The sequence below is a fragment of the Streptomyces sp. NL15-2K genome (assembly GCF_030551255.1).
In the GTDB taxonomy this organism is placed as follows: Bacteria; Actinomycetota; Actinomycetes; order Streptomycetales; family Streptomycetaceae; genus Streptomyces.
Genome location: NZ_CP130630.1, coordinates 2,855,882 through 2,880,320 on the forward strand (window position 1 = coordinate 2,855,882; position 24,439 = coordinate 2,880,320).

At 71.6% G+C, this 24,439-nt stretch carries 26 protein-coding genes; 9 read left to right on the top strand and 17 right to left on the bottom strand.

The features are described 5' to 3' along the window. Positions 1-213: 213 nt before the first annotated feature. Positions 214-2,205, top strand: a complete 1,992-nt coding sequence (locus tag Q4V64_RS12395) for an ABC transporter ATP-binding protein (protein ID WP_124443241.1) — start codon at positions 214-216, stop codon at positions 2,203-2,205. A gap of 2 nt (positions 2,206-2,207) precedes the next feature. Here Q4V64_RS12395 and Q4V64_RS12400 read toward each other — a convergent pair whose 3' ends face one another. From Q4V64_RS12400 to Q4V64_RS12410, 3 genes are all read right to left on the bottom strand, one after another. Next, positions 2,208-2,390 (bottom strand): hypothetical protein, encoded by a 183-nt coding sequence (locus tag Q4V64_RS12400; RefSeq protein ID WP_124443240.1) that lies wholly within the window; start codon positions 2,388-2,390, stop codon positions 2,208-2,210. A gap of 166 nt (positions 2,391-2,556) precedes the next feature. After that, positions 2,557-3,246: a DUF899 domain-containing protein gene (locus tag Q4V64_RS12405; protein WP_124443088.1), complete on the bottom strand. Its 690-nt coding sequence runs from the start codon at positions 3,244-3,246 to the stop codon at positions 2,557-2,559. Positions 3,247-3,410: 164 nt separating this feature from the next. Then, positions 3,411-4,844: an amidohydrolase gene (locus tag Q4V64_RS12410; protein ID WP_124443087.1), complete on the bottom strand. Its 1,434-nt coding sequence runs from the start codon at positions 4,842-4,844 to the stop codon at positions 3,411-3,413. A 140-nt stretch (positions 4,845-4,984) separates the two neighbouring features. Here Q4V64_RS12410 and Q4V64_RS12415 point away from each other — a divergent pair, with 140 nt between their 5' ends. Next, positions 4,985-5,935, top strand: coding sequence for an endonuclease/exonuclease/phosphatase family protein (locus Q4V64_RS12415; RefSeq protein ID WP_124443086.1), 951 nt, complete (start codon positions 4,985-4,987; stop codon positions 5,933-5,935). Here the strand turns inward: Q4V64_RS12415 and Q4V64_RS12420 are convergent. Further along, positions 5,928-6,359, bottom strand: a complete 432-nt coding sequence (locus Q4V64_RS12420) for a nuclear transport factor 2 family protein (protein ID WP_124443085.1) — start codon at positions 6,357-6,359, stop codon at positions 5,928-5,930. The genes Q4V64_RS12415 and Q4V64_RS12420 overlap by 8 nt on opposite strands. A 153-nt stretch (positions 6,360-6,512) precedes the next feature. Here Q4V64_RS12420 and Q4V64_RS12425 point away from each other — a divergent pair, with 153 nt between their 5' ends. Beyond that, positions 6,513-7,052: a helix-turn-helix domain-containing protein gene (locus Q4V64_RS12425; protein WP_124443084.1), complete on the top strand. Its 540-nt coding sequence runs from the start codon at positions 6,513-6,515 to the stop codon at positions 7,050-7,052. On the opposite strand, the gene Q4V64_RS12430 is transcribed toward Q4V64_RS12425, so the two are convergent. From Q4V64_RS12430 to Q4V64_RS12440, 3 genes are all read right to left on the bottom strand, one after another. Beyond that, entirely contained in the window at positions 7,020-9,071 is a 2,052-nt protein-coding gene (locus Q4V64_RS12430) for an FUSC family protein (protein ID WP_124443083.1), read from the bottom strand. The two genes, Q4V64_RS12425 and Q4V64_RS12430, sit on opposite strands and share 33 nt — an antisense overlap. A 192-nt stretch (positions 9,072-9,263) precedes the next feature. Continuing rightward, a complete protein-coding gene (locus tag Q4V64_RS12435) occupies positions 9,264-10,025 on the bottom strand; it encodes a nucleotidyltransferase domain-containing protein (RefSeq protein ID WP_124443082.1) in 762 nt (253 codons plus the stop codon). A gap of 58 nt (positions 10,026-10,083) precedes the next feature. Continuing rightward, entirely contained in the window at positions 10,084-12,015 is a 1,932-nt protein-coding gene (locus tag Q4V64_RS12440) for a toll/interleukin-1 receptor domain-containing protein (RefSeq protein ID WP_124443081.1), read from the bottom strand. A 37-nt stretch (positions 12,016-12,052) separates the two neighbouring features. Here Q4V64_RS12440 and Q4V64_RS12445 point away from each other — a divergent pair, with 37 nt between their 5' ends. The 3 genes from Q4V64_RS12445 to Q4V64_RS12455 all read left to right on the top strand — a co-directional run bounded on the left by Q4V64_RS12445 (position 12,053) and on the right by Q4V64_RS12455 (position 14,531). After that, positions 12,053-12,688: a hypothetical protein gene (locus Q4V64_RS12445; RefSeq protein WP_253267245.1), complete on the top strand. Its 636-nt coding sequence runs from the start codon at positions 12,053-12,055 to the stop codon at positions 12,686-12,688. A gap of 156 nt (positions 12,689-12,844) precedes the next feature. After that, a complete protein-coding gene (locus tag Q4V64_RS12450; protein WP_253267244.1) occupies positions 12,845-13,543 on the top strand; it encodes a hypothetical protein in 699 nt (232 codons plus the stop codon). Between the two features lie 64 nt (positions 13,544-13,607). Continuing rightward, positions 13,608-14,531: a GNAT family N-acetyltransferase gene (locus Q4V64_RS12455; protein ID WP_124443080.1), complete on the top strand. Its 924-nt coding sequence runs from the start codon at positions 13,608-13,610 to the stop codon at positions 14,529-14,531. Between the two features lie 198 nt (positions 14,532-14,729). Here Q4V64_RS12455 and Q4V64_RS12460 read toward each other — a convergent pair whose 3' ends face one another. Next, on the bottom strand, positions 14,730-15,452 hold the full coding sequence (locus tag Q4V64_RS12460) for an aspartate/glutamate racemase family protein (RefSeq protein WP_124443079.1): 723 nt from the start codon (positions 15,450-15,452) through the stop codon (positions 14,730-14,732). A 5-nt stretch (positions 15,453-15,457) separates the two neighbouring features. Then, a complete protein-coding gene (locus Q4V64_RS12465) occupies positions 15,458-16,936 on the bottom strand; it encodes an NCS1 family nucleobase:cation symporter-1 (protein WP_124443078.1) in 1,479 nt (492 codons plus the stop codon). A gap of 163 nt (positions 16,937-17,099) precedes the next feature. Between Q4V64_RS12465 and Q4V64_RS12470 the strand changes: the two genes are divergently transcribed. Beyond that, positions 17,100-17,765 carry a GntR family transcriptional regulator gene (locus Q4V64_RS12470; RefSeq protein ID WP_124443077.1) on the top strand — a complete coding sequence of 222 codons (666 nt, stop codon included), beginning with the start codon at positions 17,100-17,102 and terminating at the stop codon, positions 17,763-17,765. A gap of 62 nt (positions 17,766-17,827) precedes the next feature. Here the strand turns inward: Q4V64_RS12470 and Q4V64_RS12475 are convergent, their stop codons facing one another. Continuing rightward, positions 17,828-18,565, bottom strand: coding sequence for a uracil-DNA glycosylase (locus tag Q4V64_RS12475; protein WP_253267243.1), 738 nt, complete (start codon positions 18,563-18,565; stop codon positions 17,828-17,830). A gap of 68 nt (positions 18,566-18,633) precedes the next feature. On the opposite strand from Q4V64_RS12475, the gene Q4V64_RS12480 reads away from it, so the two are divergent. Then, positions 18,634-19,167, top strand: a complete 534-nt coding sequence (locus tag Q4V64_RS12480) for an RNA-binding S4 domain-containing protein (protein WP_124443076.1) — start codon at positions 18,634-18,636, stop codon at positions 19,165-19,167. Positions 19,168-19,290: 123 nt separating this feature from the next. On the opposite strand, the gene Q4V64_RS12485 is transcribed toward Q4V64_RS12480, so the two are convergent. The 3 genes from Q4V64_RS12485 to Q4V64_RS12495 form a co-directional block, all read right to left on the bottom strand. Continuing rightward, positions 19,291-19,755, bottom strand: coding sequence for a DoxX family protein (locus tag Q4V64_RS12485; RefSeq protein ID WP_124443075.1), 465 nt, complete (start codon positions 19,753-19,755; stop codon positions 19,291-19,293). A 127-nt stretch (positions 19,756-19,882) separates the two neighbouring features. Beyond that, the gene (locus tag Q4V64_RS12490; RefSeq protein ID WP_124443074.1) at positions 19,883-20,563 is read right to left on the bottom strand and encodes a class I SAM-dependent methyltransferase; all 681 of its coding nucleotides are present in this window, start codon (positions 20,561-20,563) and stop codon (positions 19,883-19,885) included. Between the two features lie 126 nt (positions 20,564-20,689). Further along, positions 20,690-21,589: an acyltransferase domain-containing protein gene (locus Q4V64_RS12495; RefSeq protein WP_124443073.1), complete on the bottom strand. Its 900-nt coding sequence runs from the start codon at positions 21,587-21,589 to the stop codon at positions 20,690-20,692. Positions 21,590-21,666: 77 nt separating this feature from the next. Between Q4V64_RS12495 and Q4V64_RS12500 the strand changes: the two genes are divergently transcribed. Next, positions 21,667-21,927 (top strand): DUF6343 family protein, encoded by a 261-nt coding sequence (locus tag Q4V64_RS12500; protein WP_124443072.1) that lies wholly within the window; start codon positions 21,667-21,669, stop codon positions 21,925-21,927. A gap of 24 nt (positions 21,928-21,951) precedes the next feature. On the opposite strand, the gene Q4V64_RS12505 is transcribed toward Q4V64_RS12500, so the two are convergent. From Q4V64_RS12505 to Q4V64_RS12520, 4 genes are all read right to left on the bottom strand, one after another. Then, complete coding sequence (locus Q4V64_RS12505) at positions 21,952-22,332, bottom strand: tetratricopeptide repeat protein (protein WP_124443071.1); 381 nt, start codon at positions 22,330-22,332, stop codon at positions 21,952-21,954. Between the two features lie 50 nt (positions 22,333-22,382). Then, entirely contained in the window at positions 22,383-23,012 is a 630-nt protein-coding gene (gene coaE, locus Q4V64_RS12510; protein WP_124443070.1) for a dephospho-CoA kinase, read from the bottom strand. A gap of 55 nt (positions 23,013-23,067) precedes the next feature. After that, positions 23,068-24,006: a PAC2 family protein gene (locus Q4V64_RS12515; protein WP_124443069.1), complete on the bottom strand. Its 939-nt coding sequence runs from the start codon at positions 24,004-24,006 to the stop codon at positions 23,068-23,070. Positions 24,007-24,102: 96 nt separating this feature from the next. Then, positions 24,103-24,273 carry a hypothetical protein gene (locus tag Q4V64_RS12520; RefSeq protein ID WP_172629428.1) on the bottom strand — a complete coding sequence of 57 codons (171 nt, stop codon included), beginning with the start codon at positions 24,271-24,273 and terminating at the stop codon, positions 24,103-24,105. Between the last annotated feature and the right edge of the window lie 166 nt (positions 24,274-24,439).

A 24,439-nucleotide genomic window follows, 5' to 3' on the forward strand; every position in this document is an offset into this window, starting at 1 on the left:
CGCGCGCCCGCGCGCTCCCGTCTCCCCCGCTCGCGCCCTGCCCCGCCGAAGTCCGCGCCGCGATAGTGGCCGTTCGTCCAGGATCGGGATCGGGGGAGGTCACGGGTGGGGAAGAAGCAGGGCCGGGCCGGGCGGGAACAGACGGGCCGGGCCGGGCGGGAGAAGCGGGTCCGGGCCGGGCGGGAAAAGAGAAGGAACTCGGCGCAGCCGGAGATGTCCGAGTCGGAGCGGCTGCTCTTCGGCGGCCCGTTGCGCTACGACATGGGCTGGAACTCGCACGCCGACGCCTTCCTGGAGCTGAACTTCCGGGCCATGGTGACCCGGCTCCCGGCCCTGCTGACGGCCAGCTTCCGGCTCGCGTGGCAGGCCGACCGGCGCGCCGCGCGGACCGTGCTGGCCGCGGAGGTCGGCCGGGGTGTCGCCCAGGCGGTGAGCCTGCTCGCGGTCAACAGCGTGCTCGGCCGGCTGATCGGCGACGGCACGCTGGAGGACCGGCTGCGCGGCGCCGTCCCCGCGCTGGTGGTCATGGCCGCCGTGATGCTGGTCGGGGCGCTGCTGCGGGCCGCGTCCACGTACGCCACCGGGCGGCTGGAGCCCAAGGTGGAGCGGGTGGCGACCGAGCGCTATCTGGAGCGGGCGGCGACCGTGGAGCTGGCCGCGATCGAGGACCACGCCTTCCACAAGCTGCTGGACACCGCGCAGTACGGCGCCGCCTCCGCCCGGCGGATGATCTCGTACGCCACGCGCGTGGTGAACGCGATGATCTCGCTGATCGCGGCGGCGGGCGTGCTGACCGTGCTGCACCCGGCGCTGCTGCCGCTGCTGGTGACGATGACCCTGCCGAGCGCCTGGAGCGCGCTGACGATAGCGCGCCGGCGCTACGAGTCCTTCCACGCCTGGGTGCAGCACGCGCGCGCGGGGCGGCTGCTGGGGGCGCTGCTGATCGAGCCCGAGGCGGCGCCGGAGATCCGCGTCCACGGAGTGGGCCCGTTCCTGCTGCGTCACTTCCGCGCGATGTCGGAGACGGCGGAGGCGGAGCAGGCCCGTCTGGCCCGGCTGGCGGCCCGTACGGGTCTGATCGCGGCAGCCTGGACGGGCCTGGCGACGGCGGCGACATACGCGACGCTGGGCGGGCTGCTGCTGGCGGGCGCGATGGCGCTGTCGGTGGCGGGCACGGCCGTGATCGCCATCCGCACGGGTTCGCAGAGCCTGGACACCCTGGTGGTGGAGGTGAACGCCCTGCACGAGGAGGCGCTTTTCGTCGGCGACCTCCAGCGGCTGTACGCGGAGGCGGCCCAACGGGCGATTCCGGTGGGCGGGGCGGCGCTGCCGGAGGACCCGCGCGAGATTCGATTCGAGAACGTCAGCTTCACCTATCCGGGTGACGCGGCCCGCCCCGCCCTCGACGACGTGACGCTCACCGTGCCGCTCGGCAAGATCGTCGCGCTGGTCGGCGAGAACGGCTCCGGCAAGACGACCCTGGTCAAACTGCTGGCCGGGCTGTACGCCCCCGACCGCGGCCGGATCCTGTGGGACGACGTGGACGCGGCGAGCGCGGACCGGCATCTGCTCGCGGAGCGCGTCGCGATGGTGGCCCAGGACTTCAAGCGGTGGCCGTTCACGGCCCGGGTCAACGTGGCGGTCGGCCGCTCCTCGGTGCCGCTCACCGACGAGCGGGTGACGGAGGCGGTCGTGGAGGCCGGGGCCGAGCAGGTGGTCGGCGATCTGCCGCGCGGCCTGGACACCCTGCTGGCCCGCAACTTCAGCGGCGGGCACGAGTTGTCCGGCGGGCAGTGGCAGCGGCTCGGCATCGCCCGGGCCGCGTACCGGCGCGGCCGCATCCTGATCGTGGACGAGCCGACGGCCGCCTTGGACGCCCGGGCCGAGCTGGAGGTCTTCGAGAAGATCCGCGCCCTGGCCGGCACCGGCCAGACCGTCATCCTCATCACCCACCGGCTGGCGTCCGTTCGCCACGCGGACCTGGTGCACGTCCTGGACCAGGGCCGGCTCGTGGAGTCCGGCACACCGGAGGAGCTGCTGGCCGTCGGCGGGGTCTACGCGGAGCTGTACTCGCTCCAGGCGGAACAGTTCACGACGAAGTTGCCCGCTTCCGGGACGGAGCCGAAGGTTCCCGCTTCCGGGACGGAGCCGAAGCTGCCCGCTTCCGGGGCAACGGTGAAGGTGCCCGCCCCGAAGGCGGGCTGACCTCAGGCCGCCGCGTCGGCTGTCTCGCCGCTGCGGACGATCACCAGGAACATGTCCGTCGAGAGGTCCATGACGACCTCCGCGGGCAGCCCTTCAAGACGTCGCGCGTGCGCGAACTCCTCCGCCGGCCACGAGCCTCGCGGCCCACCTGCGGGAAAGCGTTCGAGCACCTTTCGCCCGTTCACCATCCTGCACCTCCAGAAGCGTTGTACTTGTAGGAGTTAACGCCTTCCGAGGGCAGAAAGCCTCGCTCAGTTGCTGTACTGAGACGTAGTTGACACTCGTTCACCACAGAGGGTGAGGATTCTGTCACTGTGTGACAAGATCGATCACTCCGCTGTCACTCCCTTGTCACTCCTCGTACTCGTCGTGATACCGGATGCGCTCGCTGCCCGCAGGTGCCCCGAGAACCGACGCCCGCCCCTTGGGTTCCTCCCACTCCTCCTGCCGGCCCAGCGCGGTGATGTCCAGCAGGCTGGTGGTCGAGCCGAGCCCGTCCAGGCCGCGCTCGTACGTCGAGTAGGTGTGGAAGACCCGGTCGTGGTCCCGCAGGAAGCAGCTGACGCCCGGCCGCTCGACGAGCTCCCCCTCGTGTTCCAGGGTCACCTCGAAGTCCTGGTTGAAGTCGCTGCCGTACGACGAGTACCAGGGCACCGTCCAGCCCATCCGCGCCTTGAACGGCAGGATCTTCGTGTACGGCGCCCGGGACACGGCGGCGAACGTCGTCCCCCGCGCCTTCAGATGCGCCAAGTGCCCTATCTGGTCGAGGAAGCCCGAGCAGCTGCGGCAGCCGGCGTCCCACTCGGGCGCGAACATGAAGTGATAGACGACGAGTTGGGTCCGGCCCTCGAAGAGGTCGAGCAGCGTGGCCTTGCCGTCACCGCCCTCGAACACGTACTCGGCGTCGATCTCGACCATCGGCAGCCCGCGCCGCTCCGCGTTGAGCACATCCCACGCGCGCGTGACGATCTTCTCCTTGATCAGCAATTTCTCACGCGCCGCGCGCCACTGCGCCCGCGAGACGATCTCCGGAAGCGACATGGGCCCCTCCTGTGCCAGCGGTCCGTTCTGGGTGGTGACCGGTCGGCGGGGCGGAACTCATCGCTGCGTCAGAGATTTTTGGGGTACGTGCGCCTCCTTGGCGGCCGGGGGGTGTGTGCCGGGTCGGAGGCCTTGTAGTCGCCGAGCCTGAGTAGTCGCCGAGCCTATGTGTCGTAGTCCTGGATGCGTTTGCCGTGGCTGCGGTCCACGAGTGCGGGCAGTCGCTCCCCCAACTCCCCGATCATCGCGGGCACATCGATCGTCAGCAGTTCGCGGTCGCGCATCAGGATCCGTCCGTCGACGATCGTGGTGCGGACGTCGGAGGATCGGGCGCTGTGCACGAGGGTCGCGGCGAGGTCGTGGACGGGCTGGGTGTGCGGGCCGGTCAGGTCGACGAGGACGAGGTCGGCGCGGTGGCCCGGGGCGATGCTGCCGACGCTGTCGCCGAGGCCGACGGCGCGGGCGCTCTGCAGGGTCGCGTGGTGCAGGGCTTGACGGGAGGTCAGCCAGCGCGGGTCGCCCGTCGTGGACTTCTGGATCAGGGCGGTGAGCGCCATCGACTCCCATACGTCGAGGGAGTTGTTGGAGGCGGCGCCGTCCGTGGCGAGTCCGACGGGGATGCCGAGGTCGTGCAGTGCGCGGACCGGTGTGGTGGTGGGCCAGGCGAACTTGAGGTAGCCGCGGGGCGCGGTGGCGACGGCCGTATGACCTCCGGCGTTTTCGAGGACGGGCAGGTCGCGCTCGACGATGCCGGTGCCGTGCGCGATGAGCACGTCGGTGTCGAGAATCCCGGTGCGCTGAAGCACCTCGATCGGGGTGACGCCGTGCCGGGCGAGGCTGGTGTCGGTCTGGTCGCGGTTCTCGGAGGCGTGCAGGTGCACGGGGAGGCCGTGCTCGTGGGCGAGTCGGGCGGTGGCGGCGAGATCGGCGTCGTCCACGGTGTAGGGGGCGTGCGGGGCGAGGGCCGTGGTGATGCGACCGTCGGCGCCACCCCGGTGCCGTAGCGCGAACGCCACTGATCTCTCCCGCCCTTCGGGCCCCTGGGAGGAGAAGTAAGCCTCGCCCAGATGCGCCCGCATCCCGCACTCGGCGACGACGGCGGCGACCGCGTCCATGCTGAAGTAGTGGTCCGCGAAGCAGGTGACGCCACCGCGGATCATCTCGGCGCAGGCGAGCCGCGCCCCCAACTCCACATCCTTCTCCGTGAGGTTGGACTCCACGGGCCAGACGACGTCGTTGAACCACTCCTCGGTCGGCAGGTCCTCGGCGATACCGCGCAGGGCGACCATGGGGGCGTGGGTATGGCAGTTGATCAGTCCCGGCATGGCGACCTGGCCGCGCGCGTCGATGCGTTCGGCGGCGGGACGGTTCGCCACCGCGGCCGCGGTCGTCACGGACTCCACGACTCCGTCCCGTACGACGATCGCGGCGTCCTCCTCGAACCCGATCCGCTCCTGGTCGTCGTGCACGAGGACGGTGCAGCCGGTGATGACGAGATCGGCGGCGCCTTCGGCATGGGCTGCGGCGTTCTCTTCGACGTTCGCTGCGGCGTTGTCTGCGGCGTTCCCTGCGGCGTTCTCTGCGGGAGAGGGCGTCATCACGCCAACGTACGACGCCGTCATGGGCTCGCGTGAGCCGAACCGCGCATCCTGTCGCCGCTCTGTCGCGAGGCGGCCCGGACGGGCACCCTGGGCCTCACCACGGCCCGCTGCCCCACGGCTTCCGAAAGGAGCCCGGCATGCTCCTCGGCACCTGGAACCTGGAGAACCTCTACCGTCCCGGCGGACCGTACGGCCCCAAGGACAAGGGCGCGTACGAGACGAAGCTCGCCGCCCTCGCCGCCGTAATCACGGAACTCGACCCGACGCTGCTCGGCCTCCAGGAGGTCGGGGAGCCCGAGGCGCTGCGTGACCTCGCCCGGATGCTGGACGGTGACTGGCATCTGGCCCTCTCCCGGCGCCCGGACAGCCGGGGCATCCGGGTCGGCTTCGTCGGTCGTGCGCCGTTCGAGGTGCTGTCCGACACGAGCGCCTTCCCGGCGAAGCTGCGTCCGGTGCAGACGGACGACGAAGGGCTGTCGGTGGCGGAGTCGGGCCGCGGCTTCCTGGCGGTGGAGGCGACGACCGGCAGCGGGCCGTTGCGAGTGGCGGTCGCGCATCTCAAGTCGAAGCTGCTGTCGTACCCGCGCGGGCGGTTCCAGCCGCGCGACGAGGGCGAGCGGGCGCGGTACGGCGCGTACGCCCTGTACCGGCGGGCGGCCGAGGCGACGGCGCTGCGCGCACTCGCCGACGAGCTGCTGGCCGGTGACGGGCGCGCCCGGGACGTCGCGATACTGGGCGACCTGAACGACGAGGTGCAGGCGGCGACCACGCAGATCCTGCTCGGCCCGCCCGGCTCCGAGATCGGCACGCCCGGGTACGAGGCGGCCGACCGGGGCGACGCGACCCGCCTGTGGAACGTGGCCCCGCTCATCCCCGCCGAGCGGCGCTACTCCCGCGTCAACTCCGGGCGCAGCGAGCTGATCGACCACGTCCTGGTCAGCCACCGCCTGGTGCACCGGGTGACGGAGGCGGGGACGGGGCTGCCCGACAGGGCGATGCCACGGCTGCCGTCGGTGGGGGCCGATCCGGCGGAGCGGCGGAGTGCGGCGGGGTCGGATCACGCGGCGGTGTGGGTGCGGATCAGCTAGCGCGAGCCGCTGTCTGCGTCCGGTACGCCTGGTCGAGCCGCAGCGTGTCCTCCATGACCGTGTCCTCGACCATGCGCCCCCAGCGCAGCCGGACCCATTGAATGGCCTCGTTCTCGTACGCGCTGCCGTCCGCGAGGGTGCCGCGGACGGTCAGCCGCGTCACGACGCTGGTGTTCCAGGGCGGCCCCTGGACGACGATGTCCTGAAGGGTCAGCCGGAGGCCGGGAAACGTGCGCTCGAACCGCTCGAACCAGTCGGCGAATGCCTCCCGGCCGCGCAGATCGGCGCCCATAGGGGTGTCGCCGAGGAAGCGGAAGCGCACGTCGGGGGCGGCGAGGGCGACGGCCTGCCGGTAGCCGCCGGCACCGCTGCCGACGGTGCGCCAGAGGTTGCGGACCTTGCGGCGGACGATGGCGTGGTACATGCGGGCCCCTCACTTCAGGCAGCGTTCCGGGCATGCCTTCGGGCATCACTTCGGACATCACTTCGAACCTCGGGTGACTTGTCATTTGCAAGTAACCCTCTACGGAGAGGCTAGGAGGCTCCCTTGCGCTTTGCAAGGGACTACCGTGGCGGCATGAAAGGTGAACGCTTCGCGCGGATGCACTGCTCGGTCGCGCGAGCCGCGGCCGTCGTCGCGGACCAGTGGACGGTCGTCATCCTGCGCGACCTCTTCCTCGGCCTGAACCGCTACGAGGACCTGCGCGCCGACCTGGCCATCGCCACCAACGTCCTGGCGGACCGGCTCGACCACCTGGTGGCCGAGCGAGTCGTGGAACGGGTGGCGTACCAGGAGCGTCCGGTGCGGTACGAGTACGCCCTGACGGACGCCGGGAGGGACTTGTACGGCGTCGTCCTGACGCTGCTGACATGGGGCGACCGGCACCGGGCGGTGGCGGGCCCGCCCCTGGTGCCCGTCCACGAGACGTGCGGGCACGCCGCCGAGGCACGGGTGACGTGCTCGCACTGCGGCGGCGAACTGCGCCCGGAGGATGTCAGGCACACGCCGGGACCGGGTGGCAGGACGGAGCCGGGGACGGCGTTGGTGCACACGGTGCTGGACCGAGCGGGGCAGTTCGGTCGGCTACATGGCGAGGGGCAGCTCGGGCAGCCGTAGCCCCGCGCGCTCGCGGTGCCCCGCGAGTTCGTCGAGGAGTTCGGCGAGCCGCTCGGTGTGCCGGGGCGTGAGCCGGCCGGAGTCGTCGAGGTCCACGGCGCACGCGGTGGTGGTGTCGACGAGCCGTTCGAGGACGGCGACGATCTCGTCCGCGCCTTCCGAGTGCCGGGCGAGAGCGGGGAGTTCGGCGGCGGCGAGGGAGATGACGGTACGGGCCTCGGCGAGGGTGCGGTAGGCCTCACGGCGGAGGGTCCAGCGGACGGCGCGCGCGTCGGAGTGGGTCGGAGCGCCGGCGTCGGCGCTGATGTTGGCACCGGTCCTGCCGCTGGGGCTGACGCCGGTCTTGGTGCGGGGGCTGCCGGTCTTGGTGCGAGGCTTGCCGGTCTTGGTGCGAGGGCTGCCGTTGTTGGTGCCGGGACTGACGCCGGTCTTGCCGCCGGGGCCGATGCTGCTTATGACATGCCCGTCGGCCTCGCGCAGGACGTGGACGAGGTACGCCTGAGCGGCGCTGTTCGCGGCAGCCAGCCGGGCGCGCACGCCCCCGCCCCGCTGCCCCGGCATCGGCAGATGCCCCACGATCAGCACGATCGCGCAGGCCAGCAGCGTCTCCGCGATCCGGCTGGCGGAGGCCTGCGGCTCGCCACCGACCATCACCAGGGCCAGGACGAGGACGGTGACGACGGCGGTCTGCGCGGCGAAGTGCCGCGTGGCGACGGGAATGAGGGCACCGCTGACCGCCACGAGCGCGATGAGGCCCTCCGGCCGGGGCAGCACGGCGGCGAACCCCGCGAAGACGAGAGCCCCGAGAACCGTCCCGGCCGCACGGCACAGCACACGCGAGGCGAGCGGTCCGAGGTCGGGCTTGACGAGGAAGACGGCGGTGGCGGGCAGCCAGTACCAGTGCTCGTGCTGCCCGGACCAGCGGGAGTGGTGCAGGGTCTGCGCGACGGCGACGCCGGCCCCGAAGCAGAGGGCGACGCGGAGGCCGTACTCACGTCCCCCTGCCCCGAAGACGGTGCGCAGCAGGGTCCTGGCGGTGCGCCTCCGGGTGTGCAGGTCTGTGCCCTTGGCCCGGTCGAAGGCCTCGGCGGCGTGGAGGAGGGCGTCGTCGAGGGCACGCAGGGCCGGCGCCGAACGGGTCGGGGCGGGCAGCGGCCCGGTGTGCGTGTTGTCGCGCACGGCGGCGGCGAGCCGCCGGGGCCCTTCGGACGCCCGCCCGGCCACCGCTTCCCCGGCCCAGGCCAACGCGGTCGCGGCCTCCGCGAGCGGCAGCGCGGCGGCGTACTGCGCGTGCAGCCGCCGCTCGGCCGAGGAACTGGCGTAGCGCCGCAGCCGGGGCCCGGCGAGGGCGTCCTGCGCGTGATCGAGGGCGGCGGTGAGAGCGGCGCGCCGGGCCATGGCGTCATCGGCCCCCGCGGCGTCGAGAAGGTCCGCGACGGCGTCGTATACGGCGGCGACGGCCTGGCGCTCCCCGTCGAACCGGAAGTCGCCGGCGAGGGCGCCGGGGGTCGGCAGGACCAGCCGCAGGGCGATGAGCCACCCTGCCCCCGCGAGAAAGGCGAGCGCCCGCTGCCACCCGGACTCGGGCAGCGGCATCCCGGCGCCGATGGCGGAGGCGACGAGCATCTGGGTCCCGGCCCCGGAGGCGACGGGCCCCACGGCACTGACACTCCCGGCGACCAGCCCGACGAGGGTGAGGACGACCGTCAGCGCCACCGCCCCCACATGATCCCCCGCATACGTCCCCACGAGCAGCCCGCCCGCCCCCGCGAGCGCGGGCACCCCGAGCCGCTTCACCGAGGCCCGCCGACTGCCGGGCCGGTCGTTGATCCCGGCGAGCATGGCTGCGATGGCGGCGACGACACCGAGGGATGTACGCCCGATGAGCACGGCGACGAGGAGCAACGGCCCGGCGGACAGGGCGCCCCGCACGACCGCGTTCCAGGGCACCGGCCCGCGCTGGGCACGGAGGGTGTGGGCGAGCCAGGGCGGAAGAGTCAGGGAAACGGAACGCGACACGGGGCTCCTGTCGTCTCGTCGAGGGCAGGGGTGAGCCTTCGGGCGACGGTGGCCGGGCTGTGGTGGGGCCGTATGGGTGCGGCCTGTGGTCTCCACGGTAGGTCGCGACGTTGGAGGGAATGGGAAGGCCGTATTTCGGGGATGTGACGATCCATGGGAGGGCCACGTTCTTTATGAACGCAATGGCCCTGCTCAACCCTTCACTGAGAACAGCGCTTCGGCGTCGGCAACCGCTCGAAGCAGCGCTTCCGGCTGTGCCCGCTGCCCTTCCAGGATGTCGTCGACCCGGCACAGCCCGGCCCGCTCCAGCAACCGCTTCTCATTCGTCACCCACTCCCCCCGCCCCGCCAGCACCCCGTGCCCGGCCTGTACGGCGGCCGTGGCGATGGCGCCCGCGACCTCTGTCAGTCGTCCCGCCGGGGCGTGGTTGGCCTTCGCGTACGCCAGGGTGGCGCCGGCCGTGCCGTGCCAGCGTTCGGCGGCGGTGGTGCGCAGCTTCTCCGGGTAGGCCGTCGGGCGCGGGAGGTCGCCCCGCAGCACCTGGTTGATGGCCAGCTCCGCGACCACCAAGTAGCTCGGAATCCCAGCGAGATGGAACATCAACGGCTCCACCCGGAACCGCCCCTGCTCCGCCTGCGCCAACTCCCGCTCCACCACGTCGAGATCCCGGTAGTGCACGTCCACGCGCCGCCCGTCGATCGTCAGCCACGCGCCCCCGTTGAACACGCCGCCGCCCCAGCCGCCGACCTCGGAGACCTCGCCCTCCCAGCCGAGGGCGCGGAGGTCGGCGGGGTCGAAAGAGCCTCGGTAATAGATGGCCAGGTCCCAGTCGCTGTCGGGTGTGTGCGTGCCCTGTGCGCGGGAGCCGCCGAGGGCGACGGCCCGGACGGTGGGGAGGGAGGCCAGGCGGTCGGCGGTGGTGTTCAGGAAGGCGGGGTCGGTGAGAGTGGACATGGGTGCAGCGTACGAAGCCCGGATGCTGTGCCTCCAGGCAATTACGTACTGGGCGGACTCAACCCGTCGCCGCCACTCCGAAGTCCGCCCCGGAAATACCGCCCAGCCCCTCCGCGATCCGCCGCAACGGCTCCCGCAACGCGGTCAGTTCGGCGCGCATCGCCTCCGCCTCCGGCCAGGCCGCCTCGTGGTCGGGCGGGGCGACGTCCGCCGGGCAGCGGGCCTCGTACGCGGCGAGGCGGGGGTGCCAGGGGGTGGTGAAGGGGCGGATGACGTCGTTGATCAAGGTGTACGCCAGGCTCTGGACCGTCGGCGCGCCGGTCTGCGAGCCGGGCTCCAGATGGATGTTGTACGTGTGCAGCGTCGCGCGCGTGAAGTCGATCAGCGACTTCAGGGAGGTCAGTGCCTCGCGCAGGCTTCCCGTGCCCGGCGCCAGTTCCTGCACCCCGATCCGGGTGACCAGTTCGACCTGGATGTCGAAGGCCGCCATGCGTTCCGACTCGCTGGGTGCTGCCATGGGTGCCTCCCTCCGGCTTCCGGGGAAGGCCAGCGTAACCGGGTCGCGCCGGACGCACAGGGTGCGCAGCGCGGTATGGCGCAGGGTCTCGGTGCGGGCGGGGGCCGGGTCGTGGTGGTGCCAGGCGTGCAGGGTGACCGGGTGGAGGTGCCAGTCTCCGTCGGAGGCGGGAGTGAGCAGGCTGCGTACGCGGAGTTCGGCGACGCCGTTCTCGGCGCGCCGGTGCGCGACCGCTCTCGGCACGCCGTCGGCGGCGGCGAGTACCCGCTCGGCGTCCTCGACGGTCAGTGGCAGCGGGTGCAGGGCGGCCGCGCAGCGCAGGACGTCGGCGGCGTTCGCCGTGTCCACGTCGCGCACCAGCGAGCCGGTGACGTCCTCGTGGGCGAGCGAGTCGAGGAGGGAGGCGCCCCGGGCGTGCAGGCGGTCGTAGAGGGTGCGCGGCCCGTGTCCCGCGCGGACGGCACGCCCCAGAAGGGCCAGGGCGAGCGGGTGGCCCTCGACCGCCTCGGCCAGCGCGTCGTCGCCGTCTTCGTCGCCACCGACGAGCACGCGCGCGTGGGGCGCATCGAGGGGTCCCAGGTCGACGGGGGTGCCGAGGCTGTCGTAAGCACGGCTGCGGAGGGTGAAGAGGGTGTGGCCGAGGGGGTGCGGGGCCGCCATCGCCGCGATCTCGCGTGCGGGGCGTCGGCCGGCGGGGACGGAGTCGACGACCCAGAGGAACGGTTCGCCGAGGGCGTCGAGCCGGCCGAAGAGATCATCCGTGGCCAGGGCGCGCACCGAGTCGTCGTAGGCCTCCCCGTCCAGCCAGAAGACGCCGCCCGGGTACGCGGCTTCGAAGCGGACGGCGTACTCCTGGGCGAGTGCCGTCTTGCCGATGCCCGCCATGCCTCGGATCTGGACGGCGTGAGCGGCGGCGCGTCCCGTGACCAGGGGCGCGGCGTGGGCGTGCAGCGCGGAGTGCACCTGCCAGAGCTCGGAGAGGCGGCCGAGGAACTCGGGGCGCGGACCCGGTGCGCCCGGTGTCCGGCGTCGTACGCCGTGATCCGCTTCCGCGACGGCCATGGGGCTGTCGAGGCGGGCCACATGCGCGCGTACGTCCTCGACGAGCGCGGTGAGGTCGCCGGCCGAGGCGTGCCGGGCGTCCCGCAGCTCGACCGGATGGATGTGGTCCGTGCCCGGTTCCGGGTTGACGACCATGACGCGGCGCCGCGGGTCGCCCTCCCCAAGTCCCGCGAGATAGGCGGTGGTCAGCTCCCACTGGCAGGCCTCGCGCTCGGGGTAGCCGGTGGAGTAGTAGGCCAGGAGCGCCTTGGAGCGGGCGAGTTCGCGCCGGATGGTGTCGCTGATGCCGGCGAAGGACGCGACCCCGGTCTCGTCCGTGAACACCTCGAGCCCGCCGTCGCGCAGCGCCCGCGCGAGCGGACGGACCTGCTCCACATCACCGCGGCTGTAGCTGAGGAAGACGTCCCACACGGCGACTTACCCTACTGTGGGTACCGGGGAGGCGATCATGAGACACAGGCAGCGCAGGCGGCGGAGCCCGGGCGGTCCGGCACAGGTCACCGCCAAGCTGACGATTCCCTTCGTCGGTGAGATCTCCGGTACGTGGGAGCCTGCCGACTCGGAGCGCAGCGCGGCCTGGGAGCTGTACCTGGAGCTGGTCACACGCGTGTCGGTGGAGGAACTCGACCCGGACGAGGGGTTCCTGCGCGAGGCGCTGTCCTCCCTCTACACCTTCTTCACCACCACCCGCGAGATCCTGCGCCGCTACGGTCCCGACGTGGCCCCGCCCCTGGCCCCCGGCCACGTGAGCTTCGGCGTCCTCGCGGTCACCGTCCTCAACCGCGTCCTGCGGCCCCTTCTCGCCTCCTGGCACCCCCGTCTCACCGCGTACGAGTCCCAGCGACCGCCCGGTCGCGACCCCGTGGCGCACGAGCGGCAGTGGGAACACGCGGAGGAGCTGCGCGCCGAGATCAGGGCCGTGCGGCAGACGCTGGTGTCGCTGGCGCGGACCTTGCAGGAGGTGGCTGGGGTGAGCGACCTGATCGACCTTCCGGCACCCCGGTCACCGCGGTCACCGCGGTCCCCCGGATCGGGGCACCCCCCCCCCGCAGGTCAGAGGGGTCCTGACGGTTCCGGAGCGTAGGGTCGGGCGACGTTCCCGGCGGCTGGTCTCTGCGGCCTGAGGTGCCTGAGGCGCCTGAGGTGCCTGAGGAACGCTCGGCGGGGCCGCTGTCCGTGCCGTTGTCAGTGGTGTGCGTTATCAATGAACTCGTCACTCAGCGTAACGACGGGGGAGATCATGATGGCGACATACGAAGGGGATCGCGGGCATCGGCAGGGAGACGGGCACGGTGCGCAGGCGGCGCCACCACCGCGTACGCACCTCTCGGCCGCCGGACTGCGTGCCCGGGGCTGGACGCCCGGAATGGTGCGCCAACTGCTCGGTGAACCCGACCTGTTGCGTACAAACCCGCCCTTCCACTCGGCGCCGCAGACCCGCCTCTACCGCGTCGAGCGAGTCGAGGCGGCCGAGCGGAGCGATGAGTTCCGGGCCGTCGCGGCCACTGCCGCACGGAGGTCCACCGCGGCGCGGGCCGCCGCTCTGCGCCGGCGGCGGGAGGTGCTGGCGCGGATCGCGGCGGAGCCTCTCGACGTGCCGCGACTGGCTCCGGACCGGCTGGCGGCGGCCGCGGTCGAGCACCGCAACCGCCGGGACGAGGAACGAGCGTACGAGCGGTGGGGCCATGCACCGGATCCCGCCACGGTCGAGAGTGCCGAGACCGGCGCGCTCGACCGCTGGAAGGTGAACTATCTGCGCCATCGACTGACCCGCTACGACGAGCTGCTGGACGGGCTGTACGGCAGCACCGGGCGCGCGGCGGCCGAGGAGTTGCTGCGGCGCAGGGTCTACGCCGCCATCTCGGAGGCGTACCCCGAACTTGCACAGGAGTGCGAACGCCAGCTGCGTGAACGGGAGTGCGGTCCACCGCCGGGATGACATGCCCGGGTGAAGCTCCGGCGATGCCTGACCGGCGAGCGGAGGCATCCCTACGCTCCGGCACATGAAGAATGATCAAGCTCTGCACGTGCACGAACGCCTCGCGGACCGACCCGAGTTGCGTCCCGTCGCCTTCGGCGAGGGCCGCCGCTTCGGACTGTGGGACCTCGTCTCACTCGCCGAGGGCGCCCTCGGCGAGTGCGTCGACCCGGGCTCGCTCACGGTGACGAGCGAGAAGCGTTGGCGGCTCAGGCTGGGTGCGGCGGGGCGGGAGCACAGCCACGACCACGAGTTCCGCAGGAGGTACTGGATCTGTGCACCGGAAGACCGGCGCGGGGTCGGGCCCGTGGGGACCATCGCCGTCGACACCTGGCCCATGGGATCGGGCACGCTGGGCGTCTCCTCCCTCTACGTCCACCCCGTCGCCCGGCGGCAGGGAATCGCCTCCGCCGCCCTGGACACGGTGTACGAGGCCTGCCGTGCCGAAGGGCTGTACGGGTTCCGTCTGGAGACGTACTGGACCTGGCAGCGGACGGTCCGCTACTACCTTCGGCGCGGGTTGTGGGTCACGTCGTGGAAGCACGCGCTGGGGCTGGGCCGGTTGTCGTATCTGCCTCGGTACGAGGTCCGGGAGAGCGAGGAGGGCGAGGTGACGTTTCTGGTGGCCGACGCCGAGGGGCGGTTGGTTCCGTTCCTCGTCGCCGGAAGCGAAGACGGGCGGCTGCGGCTGCGGGAGACGGAGGAGTACCGGTGCGGGGCGGACCGGCGCGATTCCGTGCGGCTGTACGCGCGATCGACGCTGGCATTGCATCTGGCCGTGCTGGGCCGGCCGTTGGTGCGAGGGGAGGAGGAGTGGGCCGAAGCGCACTGGTCGTGTGACGTCGGGGAGCCGGAGGGGCTCGCGTACAAGATCGGCATCTTCGAGCGGGTCGCGCGGGACGGTGGCTGGCGAGTGGAGAGTCCGTACGCCGGCCTCCCCGTTGCGTGAGGCGGGCGCGGGGAATTCGGATGCGGGCGATCGGGAGCGACTTGGCTCATGTTCTGCCGATCGACGTGTACGTCGTGAGCAGTGAGACCGCGGTGCTCTCCGCTGTCTGGAACGGGGTGGCCTGCCTCGGTCACCCCGGGCAGTTGGTGGAGGTCACGGCGACGGCCGTCTCATCCGACGACGCGGTACGCGACCACTTCACGTCTCATCCCCCGCCCCCCACACCCTCCTCTTCGGCACCGGCTTCGCATAGCTCCCCGCCCGGCTCGTCGTCAGCCCCAGCGTCACGAGTGACTCCGCGAGCTTCACCGCCGCCCCGACCCCGTCGACGACCGGAAGCCCCAGCTTCTCCCCCACCACCCGCTGCAAGCCCGTCATCCCCGCGCACCCCAGCACCAGGACTTCGGCGCCCTCTTCCCGTGCCCGCTCGGCTGCCGCCAGGAACGCCGCCTCCGTGCGCTCGTCGTCGCCGAGGTCGAGGACGCCGAGGCCGGTGCCGATCACGGCGGCGCAGTTACGGCCCACCCCGGCCAGCTCCAGGCTGTCCTCGATCTGCCCGCGCGACCGCTCCAGCGTGGTGACGACGCCGTACCGCCGCCCGAGCAGGCAGGCCAGATGAGCGGCGGCCTCGGTGATGTCGACGACCGGTACGTCCACCAGTTCCCGCACGCCCTCGCGCCCGTGCTCCCCGAAACCGGCCATGACCACGGCGTCGTACGGCCGCCCCTCGTACGTACGCAGCAGGTCGATGACCGCCGCGGCCGACAGATAGCTGTCGAGCCAGCCCTCCGCGGACTCGGGTCCCCAGGCCGGGGTCAGTCCGGTCACGGTGGTGCCCGGGCCGGCGGCGGCCCGGGCACCTCGTACGATCTCTTCGGTCATCTCCTGCGTGGTGTTGCAGTTGGTGACGACGATTCGCACGCTCCTCAGACCTCCACGGTCTTCTCGGGGACGACCGCCGAACCGGCCGTGCGTTCAGCGCGGCACAGCAGCACGTACAGCCCGGCGGCCAGGGCCGTGCCGATGAACCACGAGTACGGTGCGACGTCGCTGAAGGTCTTCACCAGTGCGAGCACCGCCGCGACCGCCGCCGAGGGCAGGAACGCCCACAGAGCCTTGGGGTTGACGCCCTTGCGGTAGTAGTAGGGGGAGCCGGGCCGTCCGTCGAACAGTTCGTTCACGTTGATCCGGCCTCGCTTGACCCAGTAGTAGTCGACCATGATCACGCCGAACAGGGGGCCCAGGAAGGCGCCGAGGCCGCCGAGGAAGTAGTTCACGACCGTGGGGTTGGAGAACAGGTTCCACGGGGTCACCAGCAGCGCCACCACCGTGCTGATCATGCCGCCGATCTTGAAGGTGATCTTCTGCGGCCAGACGTTGGCCAGGTCGTACGCAGGTGAGACGAAGTTGGCGACGATGTTGACGCCCATGGTGGCGATGGCGAACGTCAGCGCACCCAGCACCAGCACCCAGGTGTTGCCGATCTCGGCGACGAGATAGGCGGGGTCGGTGATCTCCTTGCCGAACACCTCGTACGCGCCCGCCGTGACGATGACCGACACGATCACGAAGGCCGTGGAGTTGACGGGCAGGCCCCAGAAGTTGCCGCGGCGGACCGTCCTGTAGTCGGGCGAGAAGCGGGAGAAGTCGCAGAAGTTGAGCATCAGCGTGCCGTAGGTGGCGAGGATCAGGCCGACCGCACCGAACCACTGGCGCCACTGCTCGCCGACGGAGACCGGGTGCGGAGTGCTGGTGAGCGAGATGGTCCAGCCGGCCTTGGCGAGGATCCACACGGCGAGGGCGATCATCACGACCCAGATGGCCGGGCCGCAGAAGTCCTGGAACTTCCGCACCGACTCCATGCCCCGGCTGATGATCGCCGCCTGAACCAGCCACAGCGCCACGAACGACAGCCAGCCGAGCGCGTCGAGCCCCAGGAACGAGTTGTGCGTCCAGGACTCCAGGCTCGGCCAGGCCGCCAGCAGCATCACGTTGACGGCGACGGAGGCCAGGTAGGTCTGGATGCCGTACCACATGATGGCGATGACCGCCCTGATCAGGGCGGGGATGTTGGCACCCCACACACCGAAGGCGATGCGGCTGACCACCGGGAAGGGGACGCCGGTGCGCTGCCCGATGCGGCCCATCATGTTCATCCCGATGTAGATGATCACGAAGCCGACGAGCAGGGACGTGAAGATCTGCCAGACGTTCATGCCGAGGAAGAGCAGACCGGCGGCGAACGTGTAGTTGCCGAGGTTGTGGACGTCGGACATCCACATGGCGAAGAGGTCGAAGACCTTCCAGTTGCGCTTGCCCGCGGGCGCGAGGTCTTCGTTGGTGAGCCGGGGATCGGGGACGAACGCTGGTGCGCCGGTGGCTTCGGCGCGGTCGGCGAGGGACACGGGGCCTCCAGGGGCGAGGGGGGACGGCGGAGGACTGTTTGCGGGGGGGGGAAGGCGTTTGGTATACCAAACTGCGGTCATGCTCCTCCCGTCAACCGTTCCGACCGATGTCGCTCTTGTTAACGCTCCGTAAAACAGGCCCCGAGTCGGCGAAGATGGGCCCATGAGCTCCATGACGAAGATCGAACCTCTCGGCGCGGTGCGCGAGCGCGTTCTGGCCGCCCTGCGGCAGGAGATCATCGCGGGCGCCCTGCGCCCCGGTGACCGGCTGGTCGAGCGCGAGCTGGCCGAGCGCTTCGGGGTCTCCCGGGTGCCGGTCCGCGAGGCGATCCGCGCCCTGGTCGCCGAGGGGTTCGTCCACTTCGAGACACCGCGCCGCACGGTCGTACGCCGCCTCACCCCGGGCGACGTCAAGGAGCTCTTCGAACTGCGCGAGGCGCTGGAGGTCTACGCCGCCGGACTCGCGGCGGCCCGCGCGACACCCGAGGACCTGGCCGAGGTCGAGGAACTCCTCGACCTCGCGGCCGCCGCGACCGAGGCGGAGGACGCCGAAGCGATCACCGACATCAACAGCCGCCTGCACGACCGGATCGTGGCGATGGCGGACAACAGCCTGCTCATAGCCGCCCTGGAACCGGTCGCCGGCCGCCTGCGCTGGATGACCCGCCGGAACGAGGAGTGGCCCCAACTCCTCGTCGAGCACCGTGAGTTGTACGAGGCGATCGCCTCCGGCGATCCGGCCCGGGCACGGGCGCACGCGCTGACGCATGTGCGGACGAACTACCGGTCCACCATGCGGCACCTGTTCGAGACCTCATCCGAAGTCTGAGGCCCCGCCCGAAGTCTTTGAGCCCTCATCCGAAGTCGGTGTCGTACGACGGCCTCGTCGCCTCAAGTCAGGCCGTGCAGCCCCGCCGCTCGCGCCGCCGTGCGCAGCACCTCCCGCAGCATCACCGGCGTGAGCCGCCCGGTGAAGGTGTTGCGCTGGCTGACGTGGAAGCAACCGAAGAGATCGAGGCCGTCCAGCGACACGCGCGCACCGTGCGCGAAGGCGGGTCGCGGCCGGGGTACCGTCCAGCCCGCCTGCGCGAACGCGGGCAGCGCGGCCTGCCAGCCGAAGGCGCCGAGCACGACCACGGCCCGCAGCGTCGGACGGAGCAGGTTCAGCTCCTGGACCAGCCAGGGCCGACAGGTGTCCCGCTCCTCGGGCGTGGGTTTGTTGGCGGGCGGGGCGCAGTGCACGGGCGCGGTCACACGTACGCCGTACAGCTCCAAGCCGTCGTCGGCGGAGACGGCGGTGGGCTGCGAGGCCAGCCCCACGTCGTACAGCGCCTGGTACAGCACGTCTCCGGAGCGGTCGCCGGTGAACATCCGGCCGGTGCGGTTGCCGCCGTGCGCGGCCGGGGCGAGACCGACGACGAGCAGACGGGCGTCCGACGGCCCGAAGCCCGGTACCGGTCGGCCCCAGTACGTCCAGTCGGCGAAGGCGGCGCGCTTGCCCCGGGCCACCTCCTCGCGCCACGCCACCAGCCGAGGGCAGGCCCGGCAGCCGGCGATCCGCTCGTCGAGCCCGGCAAGACCGACGGAACCGGCCGGGCCGGCGGGACCCATGGGGCCGTTGGTGTCCATGCGTCCACCGTACGACCGCGCCAGGAAACCCCCTGAGCGACTCAGCACGGGGCATTAAGGTCGGAGACATGGCTGTGGAACGTACGGACGACGACGAGACGGGCGGGACAAGCGGGACTGCCGGGACCGCCGGGACTGCCGCGACGGGCGAGGACGTGGACCCCAAGGTCGCCGCCGCGGTGGCCGCCGCCGAGGCAGCCGGTCCGCAGAGCGGTGAGAGCGTGCGCGTCGACAGCTGGATCTGGTCGGTCCGGCTGGTCAAGACCCGTTCCATGGGAGCCGCCGCCTGCAAAGGCGGGCACGTGCGGGTGAACGGCGAGCGCGTGAAGCCCGCGCACTCCGTGCGGGTCGGCGACGAGGTGCGCGTACGGCAGGAGGGCCGGGAGCGGATCGTCGTGGTCAAGCGCCTGATCCGCAAGCGGGTCGGCGCCCCCGTGGCCGTCCAGTGCTACGTCGACAACAGTCCGCCGCCCCCGCCCCGCGAGGCCGTCGCCCCGGCCGGCATCCGCGACCGCGGTACGGGCCGCCCGACCAAGCGCGACCGCCGCGAGCTGGAGCGCCTGCGGGGACTGCTGGGCGGAGGCCGCCCCGAAGAGCACTGACAGCCACGACGACGGCGATGGCGGTGAGGTCCGGAGCAGGCTCTTCGACCTGCCGGACGCCACCGCCGTCGCCGTATCCGTACCCGTACCTGTTCGGGCTTCGCACGGCGTGGATCGCGCCCCTCACGCCTGTCGTCGCACCAGCCGCAGCAGATCCGCGTTGTGCCCGCGCCGCGCCCAGGCTATGAGGGCGAGCGGCACGATCAGGATCAGCGGTGTCGCCGCGTTCTCCCCGTCGAGGGCGGTGAGCGAGACGACGAACGCCCCCACCATCAGTCCGCTCAGCGCCACGGCCGCCACCGACTGCAGCACCGGGATCAACAGCGCGATTCCGCCGGCCAGTTCGAGGACACCGATGGCGTACATCCCCGCGCTGCCCCATCCCATCTTGTCGAAGCCCTCGACGGCCGTGGGGTGCGCGATCAGCTTGGGCAGCGCGCTCGCGATCACGTAGAAGAGGGCGAGGAACACCTGCAGGGCGCGCAGGGCGATACGGGCTCGGCGACCGCGGGTGGTCGCGGACTCGGCGACGACGGTACGGGAGGTGGCGGCGGAGCCGGCGGGGACGGAAGCGGCGGTCTCGGACATGAGGGTCTCCTGTGGGAAGCGGTCCGTGGTGCTGTCACAGAGGTAGACCCACGCCGACTCCAGAACTCATCGCCGTCCGACGACTCTTGCCGCCCGACGACTCATCGCCGCTCGACAATTCTCGCGCCTAGGACACCGGCACGGCCCGCGCCCAGATCCGGTCCTCCGTCAGGTACTTGTCCACCTTCAGCCCTGCCTCCGCCAGAGCCTCCTCGAACTGCTCCTTCGTCAGCGGCCGGGCCCGGAACGTCTGGGTCCAGGTCGCGTCCGGGAACTCGTACTCCGCGAGCACCGAGTTCACGCCGTCCCCCACCGGCTCCGACGATGCGATCCGCAGGGTGAAGCCGCTGGGGTCGACCCTCTCGCGCGGCACGTTCGTGTGGTAGTCCTCGCCCTCGCGCTGGATGAGCACGCAGCCGTCCTCCGCGACGTGCCGTACACAGGTGCGCAGCAGCGCCTGCCGCACCTTGACGTCACTGGTGTGCACGAGGAACGACGCGAGCAGCACCACGTCGAATCTCTCGCCCAGGTCCAGTTCCTCGATCGGGCTGCATATCGTGCGTGCCCCGCGGACGCGCTCCAGCATCTCGGCGGACTCGTCCACCGCCGTGACCGTGAACCCCCGCTCCAGCAGCGGATGGGTCATGCGCCCCACCCCGCTGCCCAGCTCCAGGATGCGCGCGCCCGCCGGTACCGCCGCGGTGATGATGTCCGGCTCCGGCCCTGCGGGCAGCCGCGAGTAAAGCTCGACCGCGCAGCCGTCCGGGGTGATCGGCCCCGGCCCCGTGCCCTGATGTCCCGCTCGCATTTTCAGCTCCATGCCCGTCCAACGGCCCGCATCCCCACGCCCGTTCCCGTCCGGCCCCGCTTCACCCGTCCGAGTGACAGCGGGCAGCACGCCCCCCGTACCCGGCGCAGCCCGGCCCCCCATACCTCACAACGGAAACCAGCCATGCCCGATGTACCAGTGGCCGCCCGCCCGCAGATGGTCACCGACGGCCCGCTCCACGGAGGTGCGCCGGGGCAGGCTCTCCACGGGCAGCTCCGGGTCCCCGAAGACGAACTGAACCGGCTCGGTGTCCGCCGGTTCCGTGTCCTCGCGGGCGATCCGGAAGCGCTCCTGGAACCGGACGACGTTGGAGTCCGCGGGCAGATACCGCTTCAACTGCGGGTCGAGCAGCCAGGAGTGGCAGAGCGCGGCCCGGTACTTCTCCTCGGGGTAGTGCCTCGCGAAGAACTCGCCGGCCAGCGCCAGCGCGCGGTCGCAGGCGGCCGGTGACAGAGGCCCGAGGAAGTCGGGGATGTGAAGGTTCAGACACAGGGTGCCGGGGGCCACGTCCAGCCCGGCCGCCGCGAGCACCCGCGCCGTACGCTCCCCGTGCCGCGCCCGCTCGAACTGCAGCCGGCCCAACTGGTACAGCTCGCCCCGGAAGTGACGGGTGAGCCAGCGCGGCGCCTGCGCGCCTGTCGTGCCGTGGCGTCTGCGGTGCACGGCCATGTTCCGCCCGAGGTCGGTGAGGGTGCGCCGGGAGACGTCGGCCGGTATGCCGCGCTCCCGGTGGTACGCGCGGGTGCGGGGCAGCGCCGCCACGAACACGTACAAGGGGAAGCAGCGCCGCAGGGCGCCCGATGCCCAGTCGAGCTCGGGCGGGTCGCCCGCGCCGCCGATCTCCCCCATCCCCCGGACGAGGTCCTCGACCGACGCCTCGAGGAGCCGCGCCAGCTCCGGATCGTCCGTGACCCGTCGGCCCATCCGTACGAGTTCGTTGATGTCGTCGTGCGGTACCGCCAGGTCGAGCAGTACCTCGGCCAGCTCATCGGCATCCGGAAGCACGTGGGGACCCCCCTGTTCGGACCCTTTGGTGAACGTCCGTTCCGAAGGGTACGTTGCAAGGAGGAGTAGTGATCCCGATGCGTACGGGCAGTGAACCGACGACCGCGCGCAGTGCATTGCGGCTGCGCTTCTGGCTGAGCGCGTGGGGGCTGATCTGGGCCGTCTTCGGCACGATCGCCTTCGCGCTCGCCGGACGCCCGGGCTGGGCGATCGCCTGCGGGGTGCTGTGGCTGGTGATCACCGTCGACATGACGCTGATCCTGCGGCACATCCGCCAGGGCCCGCACTACCAGCCGGGCCGCGACATCCCGCCGTACCGCCCGCCGGACAGGCCCTAGAGTCGGCCTGTCCGGCGGGGCGGTTCACGAGTCGAAGCGTGCCGCCTGCAGGAACTCCGGTTTCGGATCCAGCGCGGCCGCCAGGCGGAAGTGGCGCCTGGCCTGGTCCTGGCGGCCCTGGCGCTCGTAGGTCCGGGCGAGCGCGAAGTGCGCGAACGCGTTGTCCGGCTCGCGCTCCAGGACGATGGTGAACTCCAGCTCCGCGGGTCGCAGTTGCGCGGCCGCGAAGAAGGCACGCGCGCGCAGCAGCCGTGCGGCGGTGTTCTCCGGGTGCGCGGCGACGACCGAGTCGAGCAGCTTCACCGCGCCCCGCGGGTCCCGTGCGGCGAGCAACTGCTCGGCGGCGCGGAAGTCGATGACATGCGTCTCGGGAGTACGTCCGGTGGAACCGCTGGTCTCGGGCACGGCAAAGTCCTTCCCTTACTGGCAGGGTTCAACGCCCGGACGGGGGCCTGCTATTCCTGGGACTCCTGTGGCGATGCCCGGGTCGCGCGGGCCCTGCGGACGAGATCGGCCCAGACGTCCCGTACACGCCGCTGGAGTTCTTCCAGGGGGACGTCGTTGTCGATGACGATGTCCGCGATCTCCAGGCGCTTCTCGCGTGTCGCCTGGGCGGCCATGCGCGCGCGGGCGTCCGCCTCGGTCATGCCGCGCAGCCGGACGAGCCGGTCGAGCTGGGTCTCGGGGTTCGCGTCGACGACGACCACGACGTCGTACAGCGGCGCGAGTCCGTTCTCCGCGAGGAGCGGGACGTCGTGGACGACGACGGCGTCCTCGGCGGCGGCGGTTTCCAGCTCGCGGGAGCGGGCGCCGACCAAGGGGTGCACGATCGCGTTCAGGCGGGCGAGCTCTTCCGGGTCGGCGAAGACGATCGAGCCCAGCTTGGGCCGGTCCAGGCTGCCGTCGGCGGCGAGGATCTCCTCGCCGAAGGCCTCGACGACCGCGGCGAGGCCGGGCGTCCCCGGTGCGACGACCTCGCGCGCGATGCGGTCCGCGTCGATCAGCACGGCCCCGCACTCCACGAGCAGCCGCGACACCTCGCTCTTGCCGGCGCCGATGCCCCCGGTCAACCCCACTTTCAGCATGAGCGGAAGCTTAGGGCCTGCCACCGACAACGCACCCTGCGGACTCCGGCGGGGCTCAGCCGTCCCCCTCCCGTTCCGCCAGGAAACGCTCGAACTCGCGTCCGATCTCGTCCGCCGACGGGATCTCGACGGGCTCGGCGAGCATGTTGCCCCGGACCTCGGCGCCCGCTGCGGCGTCGTACTGGTGCTCCAGGCCCTGGACGAGCGCGACGAGCTCCTCGTCGCCCTCCTGGATCTGCCGGTCGATCTCGGTCTGCGTGCGGTACGCATCCGTGCGCAGGGCGTGGGCGATGGCGGGCAGCACCAGGCCGGTCCCTGCCGTGATGGCCTCCAGGACGGTCAGCGCCGCGTCCGGGTACGGGGAGCGGGCGATGTAGTGCGGTACGTGCGCGGCGACGCCCAGGACGTCGTGTCCGGCCTCCATGAGGCGGTACTCGATCAGCGCCTCCGCGCTGCCGGGCACCTGAGCCTCCTCGAAGGGGCTGGCGTGGCCGGGCACGAGATCGTTGCGGTTGCCGTGCGGAGTGATGCCCACGGGGCGGGTGTGCGGGACGCCCATGGGGATGCCGTGGAAGTTCACCGACAGGCGGACGCCGAGCCGCTCCACGATCTGCTGGACGGCCGCGGCGAAGCGCTCCCACTCCACGTCCGGCTCCGGGCCGGACAGCAGCAGGAAGGGTGCCCCGGTGGCGTCCTGGACCAGCCGCACGTCGAGGGTGGGCTCCTCGTACGCGGCCCAGCGGTCGCGCTTGAACGTCAGCAGCGGGCGGCGGGCCCGGTAGTCCACGAGCCGGTCGTGGTCGAAGCGCGCGACGACCTGGTGGGGCAGCGAGTCGAGGAGCCGGTCGACGATCTGGTCGCCGGTCTCGCCCGCGTCGATGTATCCGTCGAAGTGGTAGAGCATGACAAGTCCGGCCGACTCCTGGGCGAGCGCCATGTCGACCACGGCGAGGCCCTTCGGCTCCCATGCGTACAAACCCTGCGGATCAAGCACTGTGACCGCTCCTCCTCGTGTTCGTACTGCACAACGCGGTGCGGGGCGTGGGCATTCCCGCCTCATGCCCCTGATCAGGCACCTCTCACTGCCTTTTCATACGTCGCTCCCCTGAGTCACCCCTTGAGTCACCCATTCACCGAAGTCACCGTCTCGCTCCGTCAACTCCCCGTCCAGCGCTCCCTTCTTCGTGGCCTTGGCGAGCAACTCCGAGACGTGGCCGTAGACATCGGCCTTCGCGGTGCGGTACCGCACGGGCTCGGCCATCCTGGCCGACTCGTTGGAGAGGGGTTGCACCGGGGCCGCCGTGCCGGGCGCCGTCCCCCCATCCGCGCCGGCGACACTCGAACGCACTGAGGGCCCGCACCCAAGATGGGTGCGGGCCCTCAGCTCAACGGCTAAGCCTCAGCAGCTGGGGTCTCCCCCTCTGGGG

What these genes read in the sequence shown, in the direction of transcription:
- Q4V64_RS12395 (WP_124443241.1), top strand. Translation starts at nt 214, where the DNA reads ATGTCCGAGTCGGAGCGGCTGCTCTTCGGCGGCCCGTTGCGCTACGAC.
- Q4V64_RS12405 (WP_124443088.1), bottom strand. Translation starts at nt 3,246, where the DNA reads ATGTCGCTTCCGGAGATCGTCTCGCGGGCGCAGTGGCGCGCGGCGCGT.
- Q4V64_RS12410 (WP_124443087.1), bottom strand. Translation starts at nt 4,844, where the DNA reads ATGACGCCCTCTCCCGCAGAGAACGCCGCAGGGAACGCCGCAGACAAC.
- Q4V64_RS12415 (WP_124443086.1), top strand. Translation starts at nt 4,985, where the DNA reads ATGCTCCTCGGCACCTGGAACCTGGAGAACCTCTACCGTCCCGGCGGA.
- Q4V64_RS12420 (WP_124443085.1), bottom strand. Translation starts at nt 6,359, where the DNA reads ATGTACCACGCCATCGTCCGCCGCAAGGTCCGCAACCTCTGGCGCACC.
- Q4V64_RS12425 (WP_124443084.1), top strand. Translation starts at nt 6,513, where the DNA reads ATGAAAGGTGAACGCTTCGCGCGGATGCACTGCTCGGTCGCGCGAGCC.
- Q4V64_RS12435 (WP_124443082.1), bottom strand. Translation starts at nt 10,025, where the DNA reads ATGTCCACTCTCACCGACCCCGCCTTCCTGAACACCACCGCCGACCGC.
- Q4V64_RS12445 (WP_253267245.1), top strand. Translation starts at nt 12,053, where the DNA reads ATGAGACACAGGCAGCGCAGGCGGCGGAGCCCGGGCGGTCCGGCACAG.
- Q4V64_RS12450 (WP_253267244.1), top strand. Translation starts at nt 12,845, where the DNA reads ATGATGGCGACATACGAAGGGGATCGCGGGCATCGGCAGGGAGACGGG.
- Q4V64_RS12455 (WP_124443080.1), top strand. Translation starts at nt 13,608, where the DNA reads ATGAAGAATGATCAAGCTCTGCACGTGCACGAACGCCTCGCGGACCGA.
- Q4V64_RS12470 (WP_124443077.1), top strand. Translation starts at nt 17,100, where the DNA reads ATGAGCTCCATGACGAAGATCGAACCTCTCGGCGCGGTGCGCGAGCGC.
- Q4V64_RS12475 (WP_253267243.1), bottom strand. Translation starts at nt 18,565, where the DNA reads ATGGACACCAACGGCCCCATGGGTCCCGCCGGCCCGGCCGGTTCCGTC.
- Q4V64_RS12480 (WP_124443076.1), top strand. Translation starts at nt 18,634, where the DNA reads ATGGCTGTGGAACGTACGGACGACGACGAGACGGGCGGGACAAGCGGG.
- Q4V64_RS12485 (WP_124443075.1), bottom strand. Translation starts at nt 19,755, where the DNA reads ATGTCCGAGACCGCCGCTTCCGTCCCCGCCGGCTCCGCCGCCACCTCC.
- Q4V64_RS12490 (WP_124443074.1), bottom strand. Translation starts at nt 20,563, where the DNA reads ATGCGAGCGGGACATCAGGGCACGGGGCCGGGGCCGATCACCCCGGAC.
- Q4V64_RS12500 (WP_124443072.1), top strand. Translation starts at nt 21,667, where the DNA reads ATGCGTACGGGCAGTGAACCGACGACCGCGCGCAGTGCATTGCGGCTG.
- coaE (WP_124443070.1), bottom strand. Translation starts at nt 23,012, where the DNA reads ATGCTGAAAGTGGGGTTGACCGGGGGCATCGGCGCCGGCAAGAGCGAG.
- Q4V64_RS12520 (WP_172629428.1), bottom strand. Translation starts at nt 24,273, where the DNA reads ATGGCCGAGCCCGTGCGGTACCGCACCGCGAAGGCCGATGTCTACGGC.